Source organism: Streptomyces flaveus (genome assembly GCF_014647675.1).
GTDB lineage: Bacteria > Actinomycetota > Actinomycetes > Streptomycetales > Streptomycetaceae > Streptomyces > Streptomyces flaveus.
In genome coordinates, this window is the sequence record NZ_BMPQ01000059.1 from 1 (window position 1) to 19,472 (window position 19,472).

General features: G+C 69.5%; 16 protein-coding genes and 2 pseudogenes. 5 read left to right on the top strand and 13 right to left on the bottom strand.

What is annotated here, in order from left to right:
* Nucleotides 1-155: 155 nt before the first annotated feature.
* Nucleotides 156-584, bottom strand: coding sequence for a hypothetical protein (locus IEZ21_RS45695; protein WP_189327716.1), 429 nt, complete (start codon nucleotides 582-584; stop codon nucleotides 156-158).
* A 314-nt stretch (nucleotides 585-898) separates the two neighbouring features.
* Between IEZ21_RS45695 and IEZ21_RS45700 the strand changes: the two genes are divergently transcribed.
* A complete protein-coding gene (locus IEZ21_RS45700) occupies nucleotides 899-3,394 on the top strand; it encodes a DEAD/DEAH box helicase (RefSeq protein WP_246568927.1) in 2,496 nt (831 codons plus the stop codon).
* Nucleotides 3,395-3,635: 241 nt separating this feature from the next.
* On the top strand, nucleotides 3,636-4,235 hold the full coding sequence (locus IEZ21_RS45705; protein ID WP_189327717.1) for a hypothetical protein: 600 nt from the start codon (nucleotides 3,636-3,638) through the stop codon (nucleotides 4,233-4,235).
* 126 nt (nucleotides 4,236-4,361) lie between these two features.
* On the opposite strand, the gene tpg (IEZ21_RS45710) is transcribed toward IEZ21_RS45705, so the two are convergent.
* The 3 genes from tpg (IEZ21_RS45710) to IEZ21_RS48580 form a co-directional block, all read right to left on the bottom strand.
* Nucleotides 4,362-4,919 carry a telomere-protecting terminal protein Tpg gene (gene tpg / locus IEZ21_RS45710; protein ID WP_189327718.1) on the bottom strand — a complete coding sequence of 186 codons (558 nt, stop codon included), beginning with the start codon at nucleotides 4,917-4,919 and terminating at the stop codon, nucleotides 4,362-4,364.
* Nucleotides 4,920-4,929: 10 nt separating this feature from the next.
* On the bottom strand, nucleotides 4,930-7,149 hold the full coding sequence (gene tap / locus IEZ21_RS45715; RefSeq protein ID WP_189327719.1) for a telomere-associated protein Tap: 2,220 nt from the start codon (nucleotides 7,147-7,149) through the stop codon (nucleotides 4,930-4,932).
* A gap of 135 nt (nucleotides 7,150-7,284) precedes the next feature.
* Complete coding sequence (locus tag IEZ21_RS48580; RefSeq protein ID WP_281399768.1) at nucleotides 7,285-7,419, bottom strand: hypothetical protein; 135 nt, start codon at nucleotides 7,417-7,419, stop codon at nucleotides 7,285-7,287.
* Here IEZ21_RS48580 and tpg (IEZ21_RS45720) point away from each other — a divergent pair.
* On the top strand, nucleotides 7,418-7,972 hold the full coding sequence (gene tpg, locus IEZ21_RS45720; RefSeq protein WP_189327720.1) for a telomere-protecting terminal protein Tpg: 555 nt from the start codon (nucleotides 7,418-7,420) through the stop codon (nucleotides 7,970-7,972). The two genes, IEZ21_RS48580 and tpg (IEZ21_RS45720), sit on opposite strands and share 2 nt — an antisense overlap.
* An 18-nt stretch (nucleotides 7,973-7,990) precedes the next feature.
* On the opposite strand, the gene IEZ21_RS45725 is transcribed toward tpg (IEZ21_RS45720), so the two are convergent.
* The 5 genes from IEZ21_RS45725 to IEZ21_RS45745 form a co-directional block, all read right to left on the bottom strand.
* Nucleotides 7,991-9,088, bottom strand: coding sequence for a hypothetical protein (locus tag IEZ21_RS45725; protein WP_246568928.1), 1,098 nt, complete (start codon nucleotides 9,086-9,088; stop codon nucleotides 7,991-7,993).
* 25 nt (nucleotides 9,089-9,113) lie between these two features.
* A complete protein-coding gene (locus IEZ21_RS45730) occupies nucleotides 9,114-9,857 on the bottom strand; it encodes an AAA family ATPase (protein WP_189327721.1) in 744 nt (247 codons plus the stop codon).
* The gene (locus IEZ21_RS45735) at nucleotides 9,854-11,446 is read right to left on the bottom strand and encodes a TnsB C-terminal domain-containing protein (RefSeq protein WP_189327738.1); all 1,593 of its coding nucleotides are present in this window, start codon (nucleotides 11,444-11,446) and stop codon (nucleotides 9,854-9,856) included. Before IEZ21_RS45735 ends, IEZ21_RS45730 begins: the two co-directional genes overlap by 4 nt.
* A 104-nt stretch (nucleotides 11,447-11,550) precedes the next feature.
* The gene (locus IEZ21_RS45740; RefSeq protein WP_189327722.1) at nucleotides 11,551-12,729 is read right to left on the bottom strand and encodes an AAA family ATPase; all 1,179 of its coding nucleotides are present in this window, start codon (nucleotides 12,727-12,729) and stop codon (nucleotides 11,551-11,553) included.
* A gap of 573 nt (nucleotides 12,730-13,302) precedes the next feature.
* The gene (locus IEZ21_RS45745; protein ID WP_189327723.1) at nucleotides 13,303-13,743 is read right to left on the bottom strand and encodes a VOC family protein; all 441 of its coding nucleotides are present in this window, start codon (nucleotides 13,741-13,743) and stop codon (nucleotides 13,303-13,305) included.
* A 413-nt stretch (nucleotides 13,744-14,156) separates the two neighbouring features.
* Here IEZ21_RS45745 and IEZ21_RS45750 point away from each other — a divergent pair, with 413 nt between their 5' ends.
* Together IEZ21_RS45750 and IEZ21_RS48315 are read left to right on the top strand one after the other, a co-directional pair.
* Nucleotides 14,157-14,864, top strand: coding sequence for a TRADD-N-associated membrane domain-containing protein (locus tag IEZ21_RS45750; RefSeq protein ID WP_213089435.1), 708 nt, complete (start codon nucleotides 14,157-14,159; stop codon nucleotides 14,862-14,864).
* Between the two features lie 587 nt (nucleotides 14,865-15,451).
* Nucleotides 15,452-15,889, top strand: a pseudogene (locus IEZ21_RS48315) (replication-relaxation family protein); the annotation flags it as partial.
* 118 nt (nucleotides 15,890-16,007) lie between these two features.
* On the opposite strand, the pseudogene IEZ21_RS48320 reads toward IEZ21_RS48315, so the two are convergent.
* From IEZ21_RS48320 to IEZ21_RS45770, 4 genes and pseudogenes are all read right to left on the bottom strand, one after another.
* Nucleotides 16,008-16,148: pseudogene (locus tag IEZ21_RS48320) on the bottom strand (kinase); the annotation flags it as partial.
* A 164-nt stretch (nucleotides 16,149-16,312) separates the two neighbouring features.
* Nucleotides 16,313-17,119, bottom strand: a complete 807-nt coding sequence (locus IEZ21_RS45760) for a CAP domain-containing protein (RefSeq protein ID WP_189327725.1) — start codon at nucleotides 17,117-17,119, stop codon at nucleotides 16,313-16,315.
* A 447-nt stretch (nucleotides 17,120-17,566) separates the two neighbouring features.
* A complete protein-coding gene (locus IEZ21_RS45765) occupies nucleotides 17,567-17,713 on the bottom strand; it encodes a hypothetical protein (protein ID WP_373302385.1) in 147 nt (48 codons plus the stop codon).
* Nucleotides 17,714-18,247: 534 nt separating this feature from the next.
* The gene (locus IEZ21_RS45770) at nucleotides 18,248-19,453 is read right to left on the bottom strand and encodes an IS256 family transposase (RefSeq protein WP_246568932.1); all 1,206 of its coding nucleotides are present in this window, start codon (nucleotides 19,451-19,453) and stop codon (nucleotides 18,248-18,250) included.
* Nucleotides 19,454-19,472: the final 19 nt, after the last annotated feature.

Here is a 19,472-nt window from a genome sequence, read left to right on the forward strand (position 1 = left end):
GGGGGACTTCGTCCCCCGCAGGAGTCTTCCGCTTCGCTTCAGACTCCGGGCGGGTCCGCTGCGCTCCCCCGCCTGACAGTCCTTCGGGCTACGCCTCCACTCCTCTGCGGCCCGCTAATGCGGGCCGGCGGCTGGCATGGTGAGTGCCGGTGGGGTCAGTTGAACTTCTGACGATCGATCCGCTTGAAACGGCATCCGATGCTGTTGTCCGGGTCCCTTCCCGGTATCTGAAGAAGGACGAGCCGGCCATCGTCCTCTAGCAGCATCAGCAGCTCGTTCGCGCTCTCCGTCTCTACTCTGAAGGACTGCTCACCCCGGAAACTGCCCAGCGTCCAAGCCGCCTTGCCGCTCTCTCTCTGAGTGATGCGGCCATTCATGTAGTCGAAGTCCATCGGCCATCGCTTCACTTCCGCCGAACCGTCCTCCTCGAGCGTCAGGGAGGAGTCGCACAAGCCACTGGCACGCCAGTGGCCGACCAGGTCGGTACGGGTGACGTGCCCGGCCTCCGATTCATAGGGGGAGCATCCGGCGAGAAGGCCCGCACCAAGACAGAGTAGGACCGAGATTGTCGAACGCCGCTTCATTGCTGCCCCCGTCCCGTTGCAGTGGACAGACCCTATGTCACCGCTATACACCTATCGCCTTCAGGGCTCGCTGAGAGGCGTGCACATCTGATTCATTCTTGTGCTTCATTTTGATGCTTGGATAGACTCTGGACTCGGATAGCGGCACGGCTGAGGGGTCGGAACCATTTTGATCACGCCCTCTCACATCTGAGCGGATGCTGTAATCCGTCGCGGTGGACTCACCGCAGCCGGTAACACACCGTCTGCATACAGGTTTCCCCGGTCCTGGCACGTCAGAGCTTCCACCGGCCTACAGAAGAAGGCAGACCGAAATGGCAGCAATGAAACTCCGCCCCCACCAGCGAGAGGCCGTGGACGCGGTACTGCGTGCCTTCGAATTGCCTGCAAGATCTCTTGTGCCGGAGGGTGGCCTTCGCACTCAGGTGATCATGGCGACCGGATCCGGCAAGAGCCTCGTGGCCACCCGGAGCGCTGAGGAGCTCCGCGCGGGCCGCGTCCTGGTGCTCGTGCCCTCGCTGGATCTGCTCGCCCAGACCGAGGCTTCCTGGCGCGAGGGCGGACGCACAGGCCCGATGATCGGGGTGTCCTCACTCCGCGGGGACGAGGCGGGCTTCCCCAACACCACGGACGTGGACGAGCTGGTCGCCTGGGTGCGGCCGTTCGACAAGGTGACCGTGTTCGCCACGTACGCCTCCCTCGGGCTCGGCACCCTCGAGCGCGCCCACGCCGCCGGCCTTCCGGGCTGGGACCTGATCGTCGTGGACGAAGCCCACCGGACCTCGGGCCGGATCGGGAAGCCGTGGGCGGTCGTCCACAACAACCAGAAGATCCCGTCCCTGCGCCGCCTCTACATGACCGCCACGCCCCGGCTGTGGCAGCTGGACGAGGACTCCGAGCAGGGCGCGCCGGGCGAGCTGGTGGCGAGCATGGAAGACGACCCCAACTCGCCGTTCGGCAACAGGTGTTTCACCCTGACGCTGTCGGACGCCATCGACAGGGGCATCTGTGCCCCGTACCAGGTGGTGTGCGTGGACATCACCGACACCCAGCTTCAGGCCGCCATGCTGCTCGGTGCCGAGGGCCGGTCGGACCAGGTGCGTGGGGCCCGCCTCGCCGCGCTGCAGACGGCATTGGTGAAGGCGGCCTCGGAGGAGGGCTTTAGCCGCACGCTCACCTTCCACCACGTGGTGAAGGAAGCCGAGGCTTTCGCGGCCGGCCTTCCCGATGTCGCCGCGCAGCTGCACGACGCGGACCCGGAGCTGTACCCGGCCACGATCTGGGCGGACTGGCTGTGCGGCGACCACAAGCCCCTCCACCGGCGGCGGGTTCTCGGGGAGTTCGCCGACGGCATCGCCACGGACGGCACGGTCGTGGCGAAGGGCTTCCTGAGCTCGGTGAAAGTGCTGGGCGAAGGCGTCGACACCCGAAATTGTGACTCTGTGTACTTCGCGGACGTGCGCGGCTCGATGCCGGACCTGGTCCAGGCCGTGGGGCGGGCGCTGCGGATGCAACCCGGCGAGGGCAAGGTGGCCTCGCTGGTCGTGCCCGTGCTGCTGGCGCCCGGGGAGACGGCGGACAACATGCTCACCTCCCGGGCATTTGGCGGCCTCGCGAAGCTCCTGGAGGCCCTACGCGCGCACGACGCCCGCATCGTCGAGCAGTTGGCCGAGCAGCAGACCCAAAGCCGCTCCAGGGGTGTCCAGACGCGCGAGAAGGGCAAGGAGAACGGCGCGGGTGAGGGCGGTACTTCGGTTTCGGCGAAGGCGCTGCTGAAGTTCTCCACACCGCGTGACCCGGCGCAGCTGGCCGCGTTCATCAACCTGCGGGTCCTCAACCCCGAGCACGAGCACTGGCGGCGCGGCGTGGAGGCCGCCGTCATCTACGCCCGCGAGCACGGGGACCTCAAGGTCCCGTTCACGTACCGCGTGCCGACGGGTGAGGAGGCGGAAGCCGAGGGATGGCCGGCCTCCCTCGCCAACTTCCCGCTGGGGCAATGGATCGCCGACAACAGGAGGTTCTACGCCCGCCAGGACATGGACGAGGACCGCATCGAGCAGCTGGAGAAGCTCGGCATGGTCTGGTCGCACTTCGACGTCGCGTGGGAGGAGGGCCTGGCCGCCGTTCGCGGGTGGGCCGCCGAACACGGGCACGCGCTCGCCCCGCTCGACGCCACGCACCAGGGGGCGAAGGTGGGGATCTTTCTGAAGAACGCCAGGGCCGCCGCGCGGAAGGCTACCGAGATCGAGCAACGGCGTGCCGAGGGACTGCCCGTCCAGTCGTCGGCCGGCGCCCTGTCGGAAGAGCGCCGCGAGCAACTGGAGGAGATCAACCCGTCGTGGTGCCCCACCTGGCCGGTGGAGTGGCAGCGCGCCTTCCACCTCACCCGACAGCACCTCGAGGAGGGCGGCGAGCTGCCCACCGAGCCGGGCATCGTCGTACGCCAGGGCGAGGACCTCGGGCGATGGGTCAAGACGGTGCGCTTCGGCTGGGACAAACTCACCGGCGTCCAGCAGTGGATGTGCGAGCACATCCTCGGGATCACACCCGCCACCGAGGACGAGAAGCCCCAGCCGCGCCGCACACAGGCCGACAAGTGGGCCATGAACTATGCGGCCGCCAAGCAGTTCTACGAACGCGAAGGGCACCTTCGCGTGCCGAGGAAGCACGTCGAGCGGATCGTCGGCGAGGACCAGGAGGAGCGGGAGCTCCGGCTCGGAGCATGGATCGGCAACCAGCGGAGCAGGGCCGCGACGCTCACCCCGGAGCGCGTGGAGCAGCTGTCCGCGATCGGCATGCGCTGGGCGTAGAAGTCTCGTGTGGCCGAACAAGTGTGACTGAGCGCTTCACTTGGCGAGTTGAGCACTGCCGGCACGGCATCGCCGTTCCAGCCGGCTCGGACGAGGCCCGGTTGCTGGGGTACGAGAACGATGTAGGGATGCGTCGATCAGCGGGAGGCGGACTGGCGTCGTCTTCACGGCCAAATGTCCGAGACCCGGGCGGGCATGTCATGGGACTATCCGGCTCGACCCGCAGAGAGGTGGAGTGCTGATGGGGATCGACTACAGCTACGAGGTCTTCGTTCCTGCCCGGAATGTCACGCGCGCCCTGACCGAGCTCGCCGCGCTGGCGCCGACGACCAGCCGACGGCCACCGGTCACAGTCACTCTGCCCGGCGGTGACGAGGTTGCCCTTCCGTTCACCTCACACTACGAGAGCGGGCCGGTCGACTGCTCCACGGGCGGCACGCTGGACCTCGACACCACGATCATGGTCGGCGTCGATGACGACGCGATGCGCGAGTTCGCAAAGCCCCATGATTGGGAACGCGCCGAGCGCGGGAGGATCCCGGTCGGGTACGTCTACCTCACGGTCAGGTGCGCGACCAGATGGCACCCCGGCTACGCATCGCTGGACTTCACCGCGGCCACAACTGGTATGAGCCTGGCGTTCGAGCGGTCCGCGAGTATCAGAGCGGTGTTCACCGGCCTCACCGCTGCCAGCGGCGGAGTGTGCTGTGTGCTCGACACCGAGGAGGCTACCCGGCAGATCTGCTGGCTGAACGGTGAGCCGACGCGGGAGACGGTCCCTGGCCCCCGCTTCGCCGATTACCGCGCCCTGGCCGCGTCTTGGCCTGCCCAGGAGCCGTGACGAAGCGGCAGCCTGCGACTGTCTCCTGCGCCGCCACCGATCGCTCAACCCGCCAGCTCGATCGCTCACCCGCCAACTGAAGCGCTCAGTCACAACAAGGTGTTTCTGCCCGGCCCGTCCATCCATCTACAGGTCGAACTCAAGGTGCTCGACGTCGGTGAAACGGACCTCCTCCAGCTGGCCGGCGCGGCGGCCGCCGTCCTGGAAGTACACCTCCTTGAGTGCTTCGGCGGCGATCTGCTGGAGTTGCTGGTCGGTGGCGCCTTGCTCATGGGCGTCGAAGAGACGGGCGGCGTACTGCGGCGGCAGCGCGACCGTCAGGTGCCGGAGGCGGTCCTCGTCCGTCGTGCCGATCGGCGCGGTGTAGCCGATCCGGGCGCGGGTGTCGATGACGATGCCGCCGGTGGTCGCCGCCTTCTGCCGTGCCTTGGCGCGGATCTGCGGCTGCCAGCGCTTCTTCACCTCGTTCTCCAGGCGGGCGGCGAGGTCCGGACGGGGCTTTTTGATCTGGTCTTTGACGTACCGTTCGACGGTGCGCTGAGAGATGCGCAGCATCTGGGCGACCGCCTTGGTGCCTTTGAGCTGCTTGACCAGGTACCGCATCTGTGCGCCGGCGCTCTTGGGCGTCGGGCGGGTGAACGCCTTGTGCACCGCGGCGTCCAGGCCGTTGCCGAACAGGCTCATCGCGCTCTACCTACTCCCCGGTGTCCTGGTCGGTGACGGTGCCGTCCTTGATGTAGCGGGCGAGGTTGAGTTCCGGGGCGTTGAACTGCTCGCGGACACCCTCGCCCCACAGCACGCTCTGGGTGCCCTCCCACTTGACCAGCCCGGGGTTCACGCCGAGCTTGAAGCCGCCGGGCAGCGGCTTGCCGTCCCGGTAGGGCAGGAAGTCCAGCGGCGACGGCCCGTCGGACGCGTAGACAGCGCAGTCCGAGAGGACCGCGACCGGGTACTGCCCGGTGAAGGCGGCGTGCTTGACGATCTTGCGGTGCATGTTGATCCGGGTCCGGGAGATGACGGCGGCGCGGATGTCCGGGCGCCACGTCGGCCGGGCAAGGGCCCGCCACGGCTGCCCGGGCTTCCAGCCCTCCCCGCGCGGGCGCTCGCGCAGCTTGCCGATGCCGCCCTTCACAGTCGCCTTGACCGCAGACACCACGATCGCCAGCTGAGGGTCACGCTGCCGGTAGCCCTCCATCGCCTTCAAGAACTCCTCCGGAGGCAGGTCCGCGCTCACCCCGAGGTCGGCCATCGTGGCGAGGTAGGCATCGCGCAGCCGGTTGTACCAGGCGTCCAGGTAACGGCCGTTGCCGTGGCGGACGTACGCCTCGACCGGGCGCACCTCGTAGCCGAGCTCCACCGCGTACGCCACGGTCGGTGTGGCGTACCAAGCCGGCCCCTCGGGCCGCTCGCCTTTCGGCGTGAACGGACTGGGCAGCAGCTCGCTGTTCAGCTGCGCCCACTTGTCCTTGGCTACCTTCACGCGGGACAGGTCGACATGGCTGAGGTCGACCAGCCAGGAGCCGGGCAGTTTCGCGTCGAAGACGGGGTTCTTGACGTGCGTCGGCTCGCCCAGGCCGACTGTGAGGCCGTTCGCGCCGGCGGCGAAGGCCATGTTCACGTCGATGCCCACCAGGTTGCGGCGCAGGCACTCGGCGTCGGTGAGCGGGCGCGCCCAGTCGTACGCCTCCTCCACCAGGACCTCAGCCGGGGTCCGCTGGTGAAAACGCGGCAGATCGGCGAGCAACGGATGCCCGTCGGGAGCCTCGCACGGCGCGCAGTCCACCGGATCCTTCCCCAGCGAGCCGGGGTTGTGCTCGGAGTGCCGCTTGCCGTCGGCGTCGGGCTCGGAGGCGCGGGTCGGCGGATGCAGCGCGGTCATCAGCTCCAGGCCCGTGACGGCGGTCGAGCCGCGCGGCGTCATCACCCGGGCCGCATACGTGCCCAGCAGCCGGGCCAGATCCGCCGGCGGCAGCTGGGCGGCGTCGCCCCAGTGCCGGGTGTCCAGCGCGTCCCACGACGGAATGCACAACTGCACGCAGGAGCGCTCTGAGCCCTGCGCGGGGCGGTAGATCCTCGCCCACGGCCCGAACCCGCGCTTCGTCAGCTGCCAGTCGGCGCGCGTCAGCTGTTTGATGACCTTGTGGCCCTCCGGGATCCGGCCGGCCAGACGCTCCTGCTGTGTGAGCGTGACGGGCAGGTCGTAGTGCTCGCACGCGGCCCCGGTCAGCACGATCAGCGGGTCGGCGTCCTTGCCCGGCCCGGACAACTTCGGCTGGCCGAGCCGCCCTTCGCCAAGCGTCCACTCCACCAGGGCCGCAATCGACTTCGCCGGTACGTCCAGGACCAAGCCGCCGACGCAGTACGCCAGCGCCTGACCGTCTTCGACGTCGACGACCGTGAGCGGCCCGTTCTCGAACCGCGCATCGGCACCACCGGCTGGGGTGCCAGCGGGGGCGGCCTTACGCGCGGGCGGCCGACGCGACGTCGGCCTGGTCGTGGCCGCCGGATGCGGCACAGCGGCGGGGCGCAGTGCGGTGTTCTCAGCAGCAGGCTCTGGGATCGGGCCTGTGGGTTCGGTGCGGGCTTTGGCCGGTTCAGCTCCCGTTGGCGCAGGAGCGGCTGGGAGGGCAGGCGTCTCGGGGACCGCCGTGTCCTCAGAGGGCACCGGAGCCTTGGCGGGGTAGAGCTGGGCGAGCTGCTTGAGCATGCGGGCGTAGGCATCGCGCTCCGGCGGCCGCGGCTCGGTCTTGCCGGCCTCCCAGCCGCTGACCGTCGCCCGCCGCACCTGCAGTGCGGCGGCCACCTCGTCCAGCGTCAGGCCATGCGCCTGGCGCAGCCGTTTGCGCTCCGCCGGGGGCGGCAACGGGGAGCGGGACGCGATGAGCGCGTCGACCGCGTCGAACAGCTCGGACATGCAGCACCTCCTGCCCCGACCCTAGCGTTAAGCGCACATTTCGCGTACCAAACGCGTACGGACGCCGTAAACGGCGATTGAGGGTTCACGGTTGCTCCCGTAGGGCGCCCTCGGGCTTGGGCTGCTACAGGCTCTCTAGCCGAGGGTCCGCGGTGGTGTCTCGGCTATGCCTGAACTGGCCAGGGAGAGCGGCTTGGTGTGAGAGATCTGGGAGAGCAGACAGCCGCCGTGCACCAGCCATCGCGGTGGAGAACGCTCGGGGGCGGGCATGGGTGAGATCGTCAAAGGACTCGAACGAGCGTTGCTGACCCGTCCCGTTCCCACCGGTGACACCGCTGTGCGCTTCCTGCTCAAGGCAGAGAAGGGCTCCACGAAGAACGTGGCTGTCCTCCTGGGGATCTCCCAGCGCACGGTACAGCGGTGGGTCACCACCCGGCCGGGAATGCGCCGCCGTCCCGGTGCTGTGCATGCGGGGTTGATCGATGAGGCCGTCAGGGCACGGTGGCAGCCACGGGTGCGCGCCCGCCGACGGACCCGGGCCGAAGCCGACGGGTTTGTCTTCCACACCAGGGCGCGGTTCGGTTTCGCCGCTCCGGCAGGATCATCGGACGATCCACGAGTACGGCTGATCACCCAGTACCTGTCGGGAGAAGTGGCCCGCGAGCTGTTCGCCGCCCGGGACACCGGCGGAGGCGAGCAGCAGCAGCTGGTGATCCTCGCCCGAGCGCTGGGGCATGCCTACTTCCGTGATGGAGGCCTGCGTGCCCACGGTCTCGGGATCGCCTTCACCGATGTGGAGTTCGCTGATTTCTCCATCGACTGACGTGCACCTGGTTCGGGCTCAGGACGAGGGCGGGAGCTGGTGCCGTGTCAGCATCGTGTCGTAGCACTGTGCTTCCTTTCGTTCGCGCCAGCCCCACTGGATGCGGCCGACAGGGCCGGTGCGCTGACCGACAGGCGGCTGGGTCGGGCGCATCCTGGCCGCCTCGGCCACGCGCAGCAGGTGAGTGCGGTCGTGAGGGCCGGCCAGCAGATGCTGGCCCTGGCCCGGCGCGAGCCGGGCGAAGCACACTGCGGCTTTCAGGAAGACGCGCGCCCACGGCGGCACCCGGTGCGAGGCGCAGCCGTCGGTGTAGCGGGCGCGGTCATGCAGGGCCAGGGCGGCCGCGGCGTCGTCGTAGTCGCCGGGGCGGGCGGTGGCGAGCTGCTGGAACGAGGCGCCGGTGAAGAGCGCGGCGGCGAGGGCGGCGGCCAGGCGGGGGTGGGCGGTCACGGCGGCCAGGCGCCGGGCGACTTTCCGGGCTGTCTGCTCGGTGAGGGGTGTCGGTGGCGGGCGGTGCCGGAAGGTGATCGGCGGCGGTGTGCACGGGGCGGTGCAGGGAGCGGGGCTGTCGTAGGAGACGAGGCGGTCCAGCACGGACAGGGTGAGCCACCGGTCTGCCGGCCGGGCGGACTCGGCGGCAGGCGAGGGTACGGGTGCGGTCGTGCCGTAGTAGTGGCGGCGGGCGGCCTGGAAGTCGGCGGTGACGCAGTAGTCGGCCGTCTGCAGCGCCTGGTGCAGGGCGGCGGGCAGATGGGGGCGGTGGCAGACCAGGGTCAGGTGGATGCCGGTGAGAGCGCGCATCTGCAGGAGGCGCATCGTGCGGCGGGCGGTGAGGCGGTGGGCGCGCAGGACGGTCAGCCGGGTGACGGGCAGGGCAGTGATCCAGGCGGTGGCGGCTTCCCAGGCGGGCTGACGGCCGGCGGGGAAACGCCCCGGGAGCAGGGGCGGTTTGCCCAGAGCGGCGAGAAGGTCGTGGGCGAGGCCGGTCTCGCTGGTGCTGCCCGGGCCGGGGTGCAGGGTGATCCGCCCGGAGGGCGGATGGTGGGCGGCCAGGGCGGTGTGCGTGTGAACCGCATCGTCGCCCGGGTCGATGACCACGGCGACGGACGATGGCACGGCGGGCGGCATGGCGGCGTGGTGGTCAGGCGAGGCGGCTGAAGGCCCAGCGCAGCAGCTCCTGATCCACACGGGAGCGGCCGGTGCGGGCCAGGGCGGTACGGGTGTGGGCGGTCAGCTGGGCCCAGGCGCGAAAGTTGCCGTGTGCGGCATGCTGGTCGGCGAACGTGATGTCGTCGGGATCGGCGTCGGCCCAGACCGGGTGGAACAGGGGAATGGCCTCCAGGACCTCGCTGGGGGTGAGGCGGGTGAAGTGCTGCCAGATGAAGATGCGGGAGGAGAGCATCGGTTCGCGGCGCAGCACGGTGTGGCAGCCCTCCCCACCGACGAAAATGATCGCGAGCTGGGTTGAGGGTTCGTCCCACAGGTAACGGAAATACTCGAACGCCTCCCCGTTGAGCCACTGAGCCTCATCGACCAGGAAGGTGCGGGGGCGTTCGGCCAGCGCGGTTTTCAGCAGGCGGTCGAACTCGCTGGGGTGGCGCGGTGGTTCACCGGCCAGGTCGAGCGCGGTGAACAACTCGTAGCGCACCGCGCGGGCCGTAGGACGTGCACGGAAGGTGATCTTGCGGACATCCTCGTGCGGTTCGAGTGCGCGCAAGCAGATGTTGACGGCGAGGGTCTTGCCGAAGCCGGCACCGCCGTGGATGCACATCATCGCGCGGGCGGCGACCGTGTCGGAGATGTTGTCCCGGGCGGTGAGCAGGGCCCGGGTGGTGACCACCGATGCATCGGGCAGGTCGACGTACTGGTAGGTGGCCGCGCTCACGAGGCATCTCCGTCTTCAGTGGTCTGTTCAGCCGGTCCGGGCGGGCGCCCGGGGGCAGGTTCGGACGGAACGGGAGGAGGCCGGCCGGGCGCGGTCCGGGTGACGAGGGAAGGCGGGGTACGCCAGTCGGCCGGGGGCGCGGCGGGCGGAATGAGGTCCGGCATCGCCAGATCCGACAGGGCGGTGCCGGCGGACTGGGCGAGTTCGGCCTCGGCCTGCGCGGTGGTCAGCACGCCGAGCCGCCGGGGCGCCTCGGGCTGGGTGGCGGCGGCGTAGCGCTCGCGCTGGGAAGCCTCCAGGTCTTTCTTCAGACGGCGGGAGCGAGCGGCCCGCGCCCGCCGTACGGCGCTGACCTGTTCCTCGGTGGCCTGATCGGCCAGGTCCGCAGACCCCAGGTAACGGCCGGTGGCCGCATGGTAGACCTCGATCCGGTGATCGTGGTGGGGCATGAAACGGACCCGGACCTGGATCCCGGCCTGACCGGTCATCCACGCGCTCACGTAGTCGCGTTTCCTGAAGCGGACTCCGCGGGTGGTCAGTGTGCGGGTGCCGGCGTCCTCCAGGGTGAACGTCCACAGATCTGCCGCGGGCACGTCCCGCAGCGGGGTGGGATCGTCCTGCCACGCCTCAAGCGGAGTCTTGCCCCGCAAGGGCGCGGGGCGATGCTCGGTGTTCCACCACAGCGTCCAATCCAGCAGCCGGGCGGTGAAGTCCTCGAAACCGAGCAGCACTTCGCCCGCCGGGCGAGAAGCCCGTTTGCCGGGGCGCGGCTGGCGAGCATAGCCGGGCAGCGCGGCCAGGAACATGCTCTCCACTGCCCGGTTGAGGCCCTCCACGGTGCCCTTGAGGTGAGGGGTGTAGGCGGGCAGATCCTCCACCGTCACATCCAACAGATCGAACGCAGCGGTCACCGTCCTGGACAGAAAGTCCTTGCCACGGTCCACACGCACCTTCTCCGGCAGGCCACCGAAGGGGCCGTAGGGGTCCTCGCGCAGGACCGCGGAGCGCAGCGCGGCCAGCACCGATTCCCGCGACGGATGCACCGGCGTGACGGCGACGCCGGTGATCGCGTTCGTCGCGCAGTCGGTGAACCAGGTGATCCACGGCCTGCGGGCCTTGCCGTCGACGTCGACCAGCACCGGGGATTGCATGTGGTCGGTCTCCCATGCCTGGTTGCGCCAACCCCGCGGCCGGGCCAGGAACACATCGTGTTTGCGCGCCGCCCGCTCGCCTTTCGCGAGTCCGGCCCGCTCCCCCGGCGTCAGGTCCCGCTGGATCGCACGGTGCAGCGTCGGAATCGACGGAGGCGGCTCTCCCTCACCCCTGACCGCGCGAGCGGTCAGCTCACGATGGACCGCCGCGACGTTGCCCTTCCACAAGGCCAGCAGGCGGCGCACCTCCGAGGTGACGGTGAAGCGGTCCTTGCTCTGGGCCCGTGCCCCGGGCTCCGCGGCCGCGGACTCGTCGCGCTCGGCGGCGGCCAGCCACCGCCACACCGTGCGCTCCGTCACCTCCAACGACTCCGCCATCAGCCGTACATGACGGGTGGTCAATTTCTGTTCCTGCCGCAGGGCGAGCAGCCGGCGCACGGCAGGACCACGCAGCGCCGACAGGGAGGAAGAAGGCAGGCCTCCCCGCCCGTCCCCGTGCACGCCGGAGCGAGCAGCGCCCTCTCCCGGCCCCAAGGCGCCGGTCACAGCGGCCCCATGAGCCGTGCGCAGGCCCGTTCCAGCATCCGGCGGTCCACTACCGCACGGCTCTTGCCGTAGATCTCGGCGGTCAGGTGCGAGGTGAGCTTCGCCCAGGTCCGGAAATTGCCGTGGCCCACATGCTCGTCCACCCACACGACATCAACCTCGGCCACCTCCTCCCACAGCGGGTGGAAGGCCGCCATCGCCGCTGCCACCTCGCCCGGGCGAAGACGAGGCACCAACTCCCAGGTCAGCACCCGAGAGGCCAGCGCGGGCACCCGGCGCAGCGCCCGTTCGCTGCCCGCCCCCGCCAGCACGAGTGCCGTGTCCGTGTCCGGGTGGTCCCACAGCCCGCGCAGAAACTCCAGCGCCGGTCCCGGAAGGCGCTGTGCCTCGTCCAGTACCAGCACGCGGGGCTGTCTCAACGCGTTCACCAGCATCAGGTCGGCCTCCCCCGCCCCGCGCGGCAGACGCCTGCCCAGCTCGAGGGCGTCCGCGAGTACCCGGCGCAGTTCGGGAACCGTCGGGTGCACACCGACGTGGACCCGGCGGACCCTGGCCGGGTGCGGCAGCTGGGACAGGGCGTACTGCAACGCGACGGTCTTGCCCTGGCCGGCATCGCCGTACAAACACACCACCGCACCCACCGCGGCCGCGTGCGCGACCGTCCGCAGCACCGACCGCACAGCAGGCGTGTGCACCACCTGCGCGCCCGGCACCAGGACCGGGACCTGCGCCAGATGCTTCTGCTCCCGCAGAAACACCTGCCCACCGCCACCCTTCTCGGCCACCACGTCCAGGCCCAGCTCGCTGAGGGGATCCGGTCGGCGCGACCCGGCCACCTCAGGCTCCCGCCCAGTCAGCAAAGCCCGCCCCGCCCGACGGTCCCTGCGGATCACCCGGTGCAATGTCGACGCCGACGGCACCGAACCCCCGCCACCTGCAGCGGTCAGCCGGCGCCTCAGCTCAGCGACGTTCCCTCCCACCTCGCCCAGCAGCGCCCACACCTCGTCTGACACCGCATACCCCCGCCGGACCGGCGCCTCCACACGCCCCGTCGCCTTCGCCTGCTCCAGCCAGCGCCACACCGTACGCTCCGAAGCACCCACCACCTCAGCGACCGCACGCACATGCCGCGTCGACAACTCCCCCGCCTGCTGCCGCTCCAGCAAACGACGCACCACCAACACCCTCGGCAGCACAGCCCCCCGGCCGGCTCCTACACCCTGATCCACCCCACCATCACACCGGCCCCACCCACCTCACCGCATCAGAACCCACGAAACTGAGACAGCATCAGCTGCCATGAGATAAAGCCCCACGACAGCAACACCCACCCCCAACCTCTCACCTCATGACAGTGCCGATCCCGCCCCAACACCCCACTGACCAGCACCGACACAACACACCACCAGACCAGCACCACCGACTCTCACCACTACCGACCCCAAGCCGAGAGGTCGCAACCGGGCCGAGATGGCCATCCGCTTCGCGATCTGGGACCAGGTAACCGGAGTCACCAGCCAGCCCGCTGCGGCCTGAACACATAACCGCAACCCGGCCCACCACACCCCGGCCCACCTTCACCCGACGACGCACTCGATAAGTTGACAGCGCCGATCGGTACGCTGCGCGGGGTCCGTCCTTGGCGACGCAGGCCAGGCGGGTCACGTCACGGGCCAGCAGCCCCTGGCTGATCGGGCGGTTCAGAACCTCGATGATCTCGTTCGGCTGCATGGTCCGGTTCCTCCTTCTCAGCGCAGTTGCTCGGCCAGTCCGACGATGATGCCCTCCGGGCCGCGGACGTAGCAGAGCAGATAGCTGTCCTCGAACCGGGCGATCTCGCCGACGAGTTCGGCGCCGTGGGTGCGCAGGCGGGCAACGGTGTCCTCGATGCCGTCGACGGCGAACATGACGCGGTGCGTGCCCAGAATGTTGTGCGGCCGGTTGCGCGGCCCGGTGCTGATCACCGCGGGGCTGCGGTACTTCGCCAGCTCGAGCCGGCTGTGACCGTCCGGGGTCCGGACCATCGCGATATCACAGCGGACGCCGTCGAGTCCGGTGCACTGGTCGGCGACGAGGCCCTCGACCTCCGCCCTGCCCTCCAGCTCCATACCGAGTTCCACGAAGAACGCGATGGCGGCATCCATGTCCTCGACGACGATGCCGACGTTGTCCATACGCTGAATCGCCATGCCGGTTTCTCCTTCTTCCTCGTGCGGCCGGTGGCGGCCACTGATGTCCCCGGGACGGAGCCGGTGGCACGTTCTCGACATCCGCAGACCGCCGAACTCCGAAAAATATCGCGGCGAAGTGGCCAAGCTCTTCCTCGAGCACCTGGCGGTCGACGTCTGCGTACGCAGCGGCCATCTGTGTGCCCCGCCGACATGGCCGGTTCAGCCTCTGTGCTGCCGTAGTTGGCTGGTCACATGCTGGGCGGGGCGATGGCGGGCTGCCACACTCACCCGGTTGAACTGATCACTGCACGGCCGTGGCGCCGTACGCAGAAGTCCAGGGGGTTCCTTGCCGAGCGCACGCACAACCGGCGGCCGCTACCGCCGACCAGGCTCCCAACCGTCCCCCTTTCCCTTTGTTGATCATTGCCGCTGTGGTGATCTGCGGCATCGGCCAAGGTGGCGTGGCCGCGGTGCCGCTATGGCTGTGGATCCTGACAGGCGTCACAGTGACCGCGGTCTCAGGGATCGCGATCTACCTGCTGGTCAAACAGATCCGCCGGGAAGATCTCCAGTTACAGGCGGCTGAAGAGGCAGCCGAGCTGCAGAAGGAGATCGACGCGCAGAAGCTCGCGGACCTCAAGACCGTCACGCCCCTGGCCACGCTCCTGGAACTCAACCAGTCCCAGATCGACGAATACCACCGGATCGCCACCGATCAAGCAGACCGGTCCTTCCGGTCCTCGCAACGGGCGATGGCCTTGGGCCTGTTGGTGATTGTGGGCTGCTTCGCCGCCGTCCTGTACTTCGCCAACGGCCAGACCAAGGTCTTCGTCGCCGCCATCGCGGGTGTCGCCGCGGCGCTCTCCGCCTTCCTCAACCGCACCTATCTGCAGATGTACGGGCAGACGCTGAGCCGGCTCAACCGCTACTTCGAGCAGCCGGTCCTGACCGGCTACTACCTGACCGCGGAGCGCCTGGCCCAAAACCTGGGCGAGGACCCCGAGAGCGAGATGCGCCGCCGCATCATCGACCAGGTCCTGGAAGCCAGTGCCCGGATGAACAACGGCGCCTCCGGCGAAGAACCACCACCGCCGGCCAAGCGGCAGGCGAAGCAGAAGCGCGCCGCGGCCACCGAGTAAGGCCGACTCCGGCTACTGCCGACGCCGGGAAACCGCTCTGGTAGCCAGCGTGCCGACGGCCACACCACTCCCCGCAATCCGCCGCCGCTCCGTCGGCGGCGGATTGGCGCGGCGGCCCCGCCGTCGCGCGAGCAACACCAGCGGCGCCCGATCCCCCCGCCCGCCGCCCGGGGCCTTTCCCACCCACCCACTTCTCTGTTCTTCCTGCTGTGGGGCGTGGACTCGGGGCGTAGAGGGGATGTCGGCCTCCCGACCACGCCCGGACCAGCGTGGTGACCTGCGGATTCGCGAGCAGGCCCGGCAGAGGGCGCGAACGGTTGCCGGACGGGTTGTCGGCGGGGATGTGGGCCTGGTCCACGGAGGCGTTGTCGCTTCGTGACCGTGGTCGGGCCTTCGTGGTCGGGGCTCTGGTCGGGGCTCTGGTCGGGGCCGACTGCTGCCGTGACCGGTACGCGCGGTGCCAGGCAGGCCGGTGCCGCACCGGACGGGAAGCGAGCAGATCCGTAATGATCGGCGTAGACGCGGGCAGCGGAGACCGGATGGCGCTGGGCGTGCTGACGCAGTACCGGATGGCCACCACCGCGCAGATGCACCGGGTGATCGCCCCTTCGGTGCGCATCGAGCAGACGAGGCGCAGGCTGGCCAGACTGCGCAGTGAGGGGCTGGTCGACCGCATCACCCTGCCGCAGGCCGGACGGACCTGGGTGTGGTTCCCCACCCAGTACGGCGTGCAACTCGCCTTGGAGTGGCCCGAGCTGCGCGGGCACCGGCCCTCCAGGACCGTGTCCGATCCGACCGCCGTGCGGCTGAAGGCCGGCCGCACGCTGACCGAGACCGCGCTCGTCTTCCTCGAGGACGCCCGCCGCCGCGGCGATGTGTGCGAGCCGCTGGACTGGATCTGCGAGGTCCACCACCCGATCAGGAGCGGCGGGGCCGTCATCCCCGACGCCCTCCTGTACTACCAGCGCGGCCCCGCCCACGGCGACAACGGGTCGATGCTGCGGGCGTTCGTCGAAGTCGACCGGGCCACCATGGGCCCCGAACGCCTCGCCGACAAACTGACCGCGTACGAGCGCCTCCACCGCTACGTGCCCGTGGTCCCGGCCGACTGTCCAGGAACCGGCGCTGGAGGAGTGGCGGCGGCACTACCCGCTCCTCCCCCGCGTGGCCGACCAGGGCCAGGCCGCGGCCGAACCGCTCACGCAGGCCGGCCGCGACGGACGACTTCTCTGAGGCGCTATTGCCGCGAACCACGACCAGCCGGGTTTCTTCGGTGCCCACCATCACGGCCCTCACGTTTACTTCTTCTTTGGCGACCCGGACTCGCGCAGCACCTACGCCCTGGACAGAACGGCACCCACGCCCGCCGCGGCCGCTCCGGAGCGAGCGGAGCGGCCGCGGCCGGCGTGATGGTCGGCGGGCCGTGAGGGGCGTGGGCCCCGTGAGCGTCAGCGGACCGTGCCGAAGTCCTGCGTCCAGTAGTTGCCGGGCTGCGCCACCCCCACACCGATCTCCTTGAAGCCGCAGTCCAGGATGTTGCGCTTGTGACCGGCGCTGGCCATCCAGCCCGCCATGACCTGCCCGGGCGTGGAGTACCCGTACGCGACGTTCTCTCCGTAGGTGCTCCAGAGGTAGCCCGCGCGCGTGATCCGCTGTCCCGGGTCGGACCCGTCGGAACCGGTGTGTGACATGGTGTTATGGCTCGCCATGTCCGCGCTGTGGGCCTGGGCGGCCTGCGAGAGCTTCGCGTTCAGGGTGACCGGGGAGCAACCGACCTTGGCGCGCTCGCTGTTGACCAGGGCGACCACGCGGGCGACGGCGGGGGCCGCCGTGCCGGCGGGGGCCGTGGTGGCGGGCGGCTTCGGTGCGGCGGTGGTCCTCGAGGGGGGCGCGGCGGTCGGCTTCGGCGCGGCGGTGGTCCTCGTCGGGGCGGGCGGGGCAGTCGTCTTCGAGACGGGCGCCTTGGGCTTCTCCGGGGCGAGCGCCGCAGTCCCGGGAGAGGTCGTCGGCGAGGCCGAGGGCGAAGCCGTCGCCGTGGGCTTCGCGGTCCGGATGTCCCGCCCCCGGTGCCCGTCCCAGGACGTCTTCCTCCCGTCCGTCCAGGGACCGCTGGACGCGGCGGTGATGGCCTCGGCTCCTCCGTCGCCCATGCACGCCATGGCGGCCGACGGCACCGCCACCGCGCTCATCGCCAGGACGGCGACGGCTATGGGCCGGCGGCGCGTCTTTCTGCGGTGCTTCCGGTGGTTCCTCATGCGGACCTCGTTCGGTCGACTCTCCTTGCGCCTCCGGCGGGCTCGGTTTCGCACAGACACTGCGCTTGACCTGCGGGGACGCCTTGCGGGGCCGTCATTGTTAAAAGCCGCGTGAGGGCACGGCAACGGGGGCTTCCACTACCTCGCCTAGTAGGCGAGGGCACCCTTGAATCCGGCCCGGGATTATGCCGGGCCGCCGCGCCGGACGCCGACGGTGCCTCACACTCCGTCAGAAGGACGGCAGAGGCGGTCCGCGGCTCGAGGCCGGTGACCCGGGCCGGTGACCCCGGCCGAGGTGCCGCGTATGCCTGCTTCCATATGCCAGATCCGCCTATGTCGGCCACACGCCACGTACTATCGCGGCACGTTGATGGGGACCGGGCACGTGAGGGATGTCACTGACTTTCCCCACAGCCCTTTCGGTGCCCGGCGTACGGGGCGATGCGGTCAGGCGTCGGTGACCGTGCGCAGGAGCGCGTCGAGGCCCTCGGCGTCGATGCCGTGGAAGAGGGCCACGGCCTCCTCGTCGCCGACGCCAGCTGGGGTGAAGACGCCGGCCCATTCGACCCGGGACGACTCCGGCTCGCCGGGCACCTCGTGGACGGTGAGGGGTGGAGCGGTAGCCGGTGACGGGGAACGGGGCGTCGAGGCAAACCGGACCAGGTGTCGGCGGTGACCCACGCCAGAATCACGGTGCGGGCGTCCAGATGCCACCGCATTCCAACGATCACTGAACATGAACCATGCACAGCGCAGATGACACAACCTGATCACCACCACCGCTACCTGACAAAGCTGCACTTCGGAAGACCACCATCGGCCCGGTCCCGTGATCGTCACAGCCACCGAGGCACGCGCACGGCCAGACCGCAGCCGCACAACAAACTGATCAGCCCAGGCCACACCAGCCGCTTCTGATCACAAACACCGGTCCTGGACAGCCGACCTCGATGAACTCGGCATGCGCTGGTAGATCATGGGGGCTCCTGGCCTCGGTCGAACATGCTCTGGCATCACGGCGCAGGCCCCCACCACCGGTGCCGGGTGGTGGGGGCCTGCGCCGTGTTCCACGGTCGCGAGTACGCCGCGGGTGTGTCAATTTAACGGCTGATCTTGGTTGTTGAGTGGTCAGTTGTTGCTCGGGGTCAGGCGGCCTTCGAAGGCGATCTGGAACGCGTTCAGGGGTGCCTTCCAGCGCATGGTCCACCGCTTGCGGCCCTTGCCGGTCGGGTCCAGGCTCATCAGCGCCATGTAGACGCATTTGAGGGCGGCGGCCTCGTTGGGGAAGTGGCCGCGGGCCCGGACGGCTTTGCGGATGCGGGCGTTGACGCTCTCGATCGCGTTGGTGCTGCAGATGACCTTGCGTATCTCGACGTCGAAGGAGAGGAAGGGCACGAACTCGGCCCAGGCGTCCGACCACAGCTTGATGATCGCCGGATACTTCTGCCCCCACGCCTCCTGGAGCTCCAGGAACCGTTCTGTGGCCGCGTCCTCGCTGGGTGCGGTGTAGACGGGCTTGAGGGCCTTGGCGACCTTGTCCCAGTCCTGGCGGGCGGCGTATCGGAACGAGTTCCGCAGCAGGTGGACCACGCACGTCTGGACAATCGTGCGAGGCCAGACGGTCTCCACGGCCTCGGGAAGCCCCTTGAGACCGTCGCAGACCAGCATCAACGCGTCGTCCAGGCCGCGGTTCTTCAGCTCGGTGAACACGTGCAGCCAGTACTTCGCGCCCTCGCCGCCGTCGCCGGCCCAGATGCCGAGGATGTCGCGGGTGCCGTCCACGGTCACCGCCATCACCACGTAGACCGGACAGTTCGCGACCTGCCCGTCCCTGATCTTCACGTTGATGGCGTCCACGAACAGGACGGGGTAGACGCGGTCGAGGGGGCGGTTCTGCCATTCGGCCATGCCGTCCATGACCTTGTCGGTGATGGTGGAGATGGTCTGCTTGGACACTTCCGCCCCGTAGACCTCGGCGAGATGAGCGGAGTTCTCCCCATGGGTGAGGCCCTTCGCCGAGAGCGACAGCACCATCTCGTCGACGCCGGTCAGGCGGCGCTGCCGCTTCTTGACGATCTGCGGCTCGAAGCTGCCGGCGGTGTCGCGGGGCACCTTCACCTCGACCGGGCCGACGTCGGTCAGCACGGTCTTGGCCCGGGTGCCGTTGCGGCTGTTGCCGTTGTTCTTCCCGGCCGGATCGTGCTTCTCGTAGCCGACGTGGTCGGTGATCTCGCCTTCCAGGGCGGACTCCAGCACCCGTTTGGTCAGCTGCTGCAACAGTCCGCCCTCGCCGGTCAGTTGCAGCCCCTCGTTCCGGGCCCGGTCAACCAGCATCGCAACGAGCTGCTCGTCC